This is a genomic window from uncultured Prevotella sp. (genome assembly GCF_946407605.1).
In the GTDB taxonomy this organism is placed as follows: Bacteria; Bacteroidota; Bacteroidia; order Bacteroidales; family Bacteroidaceae; genus Prevotella.
Genome location: NZ_CAMJOS010000067.1, coordinates 1 through 4638, shown reverse-complemented (window position 1 = coordinate 4638; position 4638 = coordinate 1). Strand labels below are relative to the sequence as shown.

General features: G+C 48.1%; 4 protein-coding genes and 1 pseudogene. All 5 read right to left on the bottom strand.

The features are described from left to right. Window positions 1-34: 34 nt before the first annotated feature. Entirely contained in the window at window positions 35-2383 is a 2349-nt protein-coding gene (locus tag Q0R57_RS14525) for a hypothetical protein (protein ID WP_294749198.1), read from the bottom strand. Continuing rightward, window positions 2377-2811, bottom strand: coding sequence for a hypothetical protein (locus Q0R57_RS14520; protein WP_294749197.1), 435 nt, complete (start codon window positions 2809-2811; stop codon window positions 2377-2379). Before Q0R57_RS14520 ends, Q0R57_RS14525 begins: the two co-directional genes overlap by 7 nt. Window positions 2812-2895: 84 nt before the next feature. Beyond that, a complete protein-coding gene (locus Q0R57_RS14515) occupies window positions 2896-3270 on the bottom strand; it encodes a hypothetical protein (protein ID WP_294749195.1) in 375 nt (124 codons plus the stop codon). 203 nt (window positions 3271-3473) lie between these two features. Next, window positions 3474-4388 carry a hypothetical protein gene (locus tag Q0R57_RS14510; RefSeq protein WP_294749193.1) on the bottom strand — a complete coding sequence of 305 codons (915 nt, stop codon included), beginning with the start codon at window positions 4386-4388 and terminating at the stop codon, window positions 3474-3476. Then, a pseudogene (locus Q0R57_RS14505) lies at window positions 4385-4638 on the bottom strand (hypothetical protein); the annotation flags it as partial. The gene Q0R57_RS14510 and the pseudogene Q0R57_RS14505, both read right to left, overlap by 4 nt.

Genomic DNA, 4638 nt, shown 5'->3' with positions numbered 1-4638 from the left:
GCGTTTTGCTATACGTTCTAATATCAGTTCCATGTCATTTCTGCTTTTTGATTTTTGAAAAACTGTCATCTGTCATCTGTAAGAGGTAGCCGCGATGAACCCATTGCGAGAGCATATTTCGGGTACCGCGAGTGTCCATGCCGTTGGCTTGACGGATGAGGTCAGCATCGTGGACGGTAAACTCGTCGGGCAGCAACTTGAGCAGGTTGCGCGGGCCACGACGGCCTGTCTGTTCATCAGTAGAACGGTTAGCGTTTTCGATGGCCTCGCCAAAAAATGCCATTTTGCAGTGCATATCATATAGCAGGCTCCAGCGAACAAATTCTTCAATCTCACGACTCCATTTATAATCGTTACAAATATAGAGCACACAAGCCTTCAAATAGGCAATGACATTGGCACGGAACGACAAGTTTTCATACACTCTCGATTGAGAGAGCCGTGCAAACTCAGCACATTCATCCTTCAGTCGCTTGGCCAGACGGAAAGCCTGCGGACAGTCTATCACGCCAGCAGCACGGCAAAGGCGGTCAATGAAGGGTCTCAGTTCTTCGTCAAAAGAAGAATCATACGTGCCATAGACAGGCATGTCTGCTCCGATTTCACGCTCAGGTATGGTGCAGAAGTTGATGCGTGATATTGGCCCGTCGGTCAAGACATTGCGGAAATAGCGCTGTCCCTTCTGGATGGTGGTTGCGGCATTCCAATTGAATCGGATACAGACCTTTTCTGTGACGCTCTGCGTTCCTACACGCGTCTGACCGTAACGGTTGTCTGGGTCGAAAGCCAGACACATAATCGGAAACTGCTGCGAGCCACGAGCCGAACCGCGAAGGGCATCAAACTGGTCTATCTCGTTCATCTTCGTATAGAGGAAATGCTCGTCGGCCTCAGCCATACGCATCACAAAGGCAGGGTTGGTCATATCTGGGTCAACCTCCTGAATAACAAGTCCTTCTGGACGCTGGCGTTTGTCCTTGTTTGAGCCTTTCGAGTTCACCTCCTTTTTCCAGTCGGCCTCACGCTTCAGGTTCTCTGCATCGCGTTTGCGGATGTCAGCCATGATGTGGTTGATGGGTTGCGAGATACAGTCCTTACCGGCTCCTGTTCCAGCCATCAGCACGTTCATAAATGTAGCCTCATGCATCACATTGTCGATATACGGAAAACGGACCTTCCACAGATGAGCGCCCAGCGACGGAAAAATAGCGTGAGCCACAGCAGGCTTGTAGACATCAGGGGTGCGTGAGACCAACAACTGAACCACCTTCGGCAGTTTCTTCGGCATCTCGGGCGGCAATGCTGGCTCATGGTTCACGGTCGTTGATTCTTGGTTGTTTGTTGCCGTTTGATTGTCCGCAGATTCTGTCTTTACCATCTTCAGCGACTTGGCCAACACCTTTCTCTGAAACTGTGACATCTTCTGATTGGGGTCATAATATTTCGAATAGAAATCATCTACCAACTGCTGAATATTCTTGTCCTGCCAGTTCTGCGACATGCGAATTTTCAACACACCCAGCAATTCTTCCTTCTTCAACAACTGGGTAGCGCCTACAGAAAGTATACTTTTCAGAGCCTCATGCCGATGACCTTCCACGATGAGCACATCGGGTGTCAACTCCGCCTCTTTCATGCAAGCATCAAAGATATATAATGTACGCGCATCAGCCTCAACGATGTCACCTGTATCGCTCACGGCAACAGCAGGTGTAGCGGTGTTTTCTGGCTTAACCAGTGGGCGGCCATCCACATCAAGTCCCCGTTGCAGATAAGCCTCGCGACGTTCCTCCAACTCTTCACCCTCGATGGGTTCCAGCCAATGTTCAGAGCGGAAAACTTCCTGATCTATACCTGTTATATAAATGTACCTTTCGGGTGTAAAGCACGACGCATCAAGCAACTCATCGGCATCGAAGCCAAGCTCCTCGCAGAAACTGCGCTGTGCTTCTTCAATGGTCATGCCCTTAGGAATGCGGATGTAAATGTGGCCCTTACCACGAGCCGAATAAGCCTCACGCAGCACCATATCGTGCCACTCCGACATGTCATCCTTGTTCACCTCCAACGCTTTCTCAAAGGCCCCGCGCACCAGCTTTGGGTTGTCTATATCCACACACGTCATAAAGGTGAAGGCTTCGGGCAGGATGCAATCCTGTGCACGATGGTTGTCCTTGAATGCCGTGTAGTGAGGGCAGATGAATGGCAACCAGTCCTTTTTCTCCTCCTTACCGGCACGAATATCTGCTACATCGCGGCGAAGCCACTCCTGGCGGAGCAGCTCGTCAAGCTGCTCCCCAGTTTGGGTTTCTGCATATCCCCGATTGTTTTTCTGCTTGTCGGCGAAATGCTTGGTGTTCAGTGCTATCAGTCGATTTACCATACGGTTTCCTCCTTTCTTGAGTTAAAATAGGCCATGATCTCCTCGGACTCCTGATAGAAGAGGCTCTTCATCAACGAGAGTGGATAGCGGCGTGGGAATCTGAACTCCACCTTCAGGCATCCGCGCTGTCCGTGGTTCATCTCGCGAGTACGCTTCACATCAGCATGGGCTGTCTGGAAGAGCGTCTCATACTTAGGACCGTTCAGTCCGTCGTGGTAACGCTTCATGCGAGTCCTACCGTCTTCTTCCACCATCACCCCAGCGCGATAGCGAATCAGCCCCTTACCGTCGGCTGTCACAGGCGCTTTGTCCTGTTCCCACAAGCATGGGTAGATGTTGATGTCACCGTTGTTCATGAATGTTGTCTGTGTGTCCATCTGGACGTCGTGCAGAATCTGCTGCTTGTAACTGTTGTTTACTGTTTTCATGTTTTGAGTTGTTTGCGAGAAGAAGGTTGGAATCTTTGCGCATTTACCCGGGAACATCCTCCTCACTTCAACTCAAGGTTTAACTTATCTGTTTACTTTGCTAATGTTGTTATTAACTCCGTTAGCTAACTCTCGCTGAATCTTGTGGTACAGAGGCCACAAAATTCGGTCAACGTGCTTGATGCCTGTTGTGTAGAGCGCAACGCCCTGTACGCACCCTGTAAGGCACTCTGCCATATCCAACTGCAAAGCCTCTTCAAACCCAATCAGACCTTTTGCCATCTGGCGATAGAGACTCGGGCTGACACTGCTTTCACATCGACGCAGCATCAGCATAGCGAGGCTACTGACGGGAAAATCTGACACCATGTCGCGATAGAACACTGTGAGTTGTTGACCATGAACCTGACGGTTCTGCTGTTTGCGCTGGAAGCGCTTTTGGAAAACTGAATCTTTCATCTTTTTACTTTCCTTTTTTGTTAATACTAAAGTTACTTCGTGGAACTCATCCGAACGGAGTTTGTAATGCCCGTGGTTTCTTGTTCACGATGCAAAATTAGTGCGTTTTTCTTAGCATAAAGACAAAAAAAATACCCGATACACACTAAGGTATATCGGGTATATTCCAATGTTTGGAAAGTATATCGGAAGGTATATTGAGCCTATTGGTCTTTACGTCTCCACATCAATCCTGGTCTTAAATAAAGTGGCTCGTTGGCATAGACATAAAAGCCGTTTGGCAGGCCTTGGCGTTCGCCAAAGAACAATTCTTTGATCATGAAGGCAAGGTCTCTATATTGGTTGTCTGGCCAAAGTTCAAGGTTACGTTCTTTTACATCTATATTATTGGTTGCCGACTTTAAATCTATCTCGGCATTGATTGGCTTTTCGAAATGGAAATGGGCGTTCACCCAACGGCAGAAATCAGCACGTTTGCGAAGTTTAAGCCAGCCAAACCATTCGAAGAGCACACAGACTACAACCCAATATGATTTCTGTTTAAGTACAGCCAAATCTCCATCCAGCCTATCACTAAAAGCTGCCTCAACCTTGTCGGCATCTACACGAGGATCGAATGGTCCTGCCACAATAGGAGGTGCCAGACTCAGCGGAGCAGTCTCGAATACCTCATCGGCAAAAAACGTCTCTTGCATCTCTTCAATGGTCATAATTGGGACACCAAGCCCTTGGGCAAAATCCAGAACTTGTTCCGATTCGCTCACCAGCCAGCAATCAGGAATCTTCTGCGACCAATACAAGGCCGCACTTTGCTCCCACGAAATACAGTAGCTGTAGGGTTGGCGAAAATCCAGGAAATCACACCACGTGTCGCCCTCCATATCCATCACGTCGAACATACCGTGTTTCTGACCGTCATCTACTTGTGCCCTCATTTTGCCTCCCAAGTCTGCATATGTATATTGGGTCATTGTTAGTTTGCCAAGAAATCTAGTGGCATCACCAATAACTGTAGGTTCATTAGCAGCTTTGAATGTCTTGACGAGGGCATTCATTATCCTGTCGAGACTGAAATAATCCAATGTCGCCTTTTCGGCAATCACAATCTTCTGAATCATATCTGTTTATTGTCGATATAAGATATTTCGTTTGTACCAAGAATTTCGTTTGCTTTCTCCTCGCTGATGAGGTTTTCGGCCAAAGCACGATACACCATACGCGAGAATCTGTATGAAGTCTCTTCTCCCAAATAGGTAGAGGTTTTCGCCCATGTCTTCAGTTCTGGGTATTTATTCTTTCTCTTATAGAACTGAGTGTGAAGGGCATCACTCATGATGTGTTCGTCCTTCAATCGGTGGAGGATAGCTT

Excerpts from the sequence above, each read along its gene's own strand:
- Q0R57_RS14525 (WP_294749198.1), bottom strand. The coding sequence starts at position 2,383 with ATGGTAAATCGACTGATAGCACTGAACACCAAGCATTTCGCCGACAAG.
- Q0R57_RS14520 (WP_294749197.1), bottom strand. The coding sequence starts at position 2,811 with ATGAAAACAGTAAACAACAGTTACAAGCAGCAGATTCTGCACGACGTC.
- Q0R57_RS14515 (WP_294749195.1), bottom strand. The coding sequence starts at position 3,270 with ATGAAAGATTCAGTTTTCCAAAAGCGCTTCCAGCGCAAACAGCAGAAC.
- Q0R57_RS14510 (WP_294749193.1), bottom strand. The coding sequence starts at position 4,388 with ATGATTCAGAAGATTGTGATTGCCGAAAAGGCGACATTGGATTATTTC.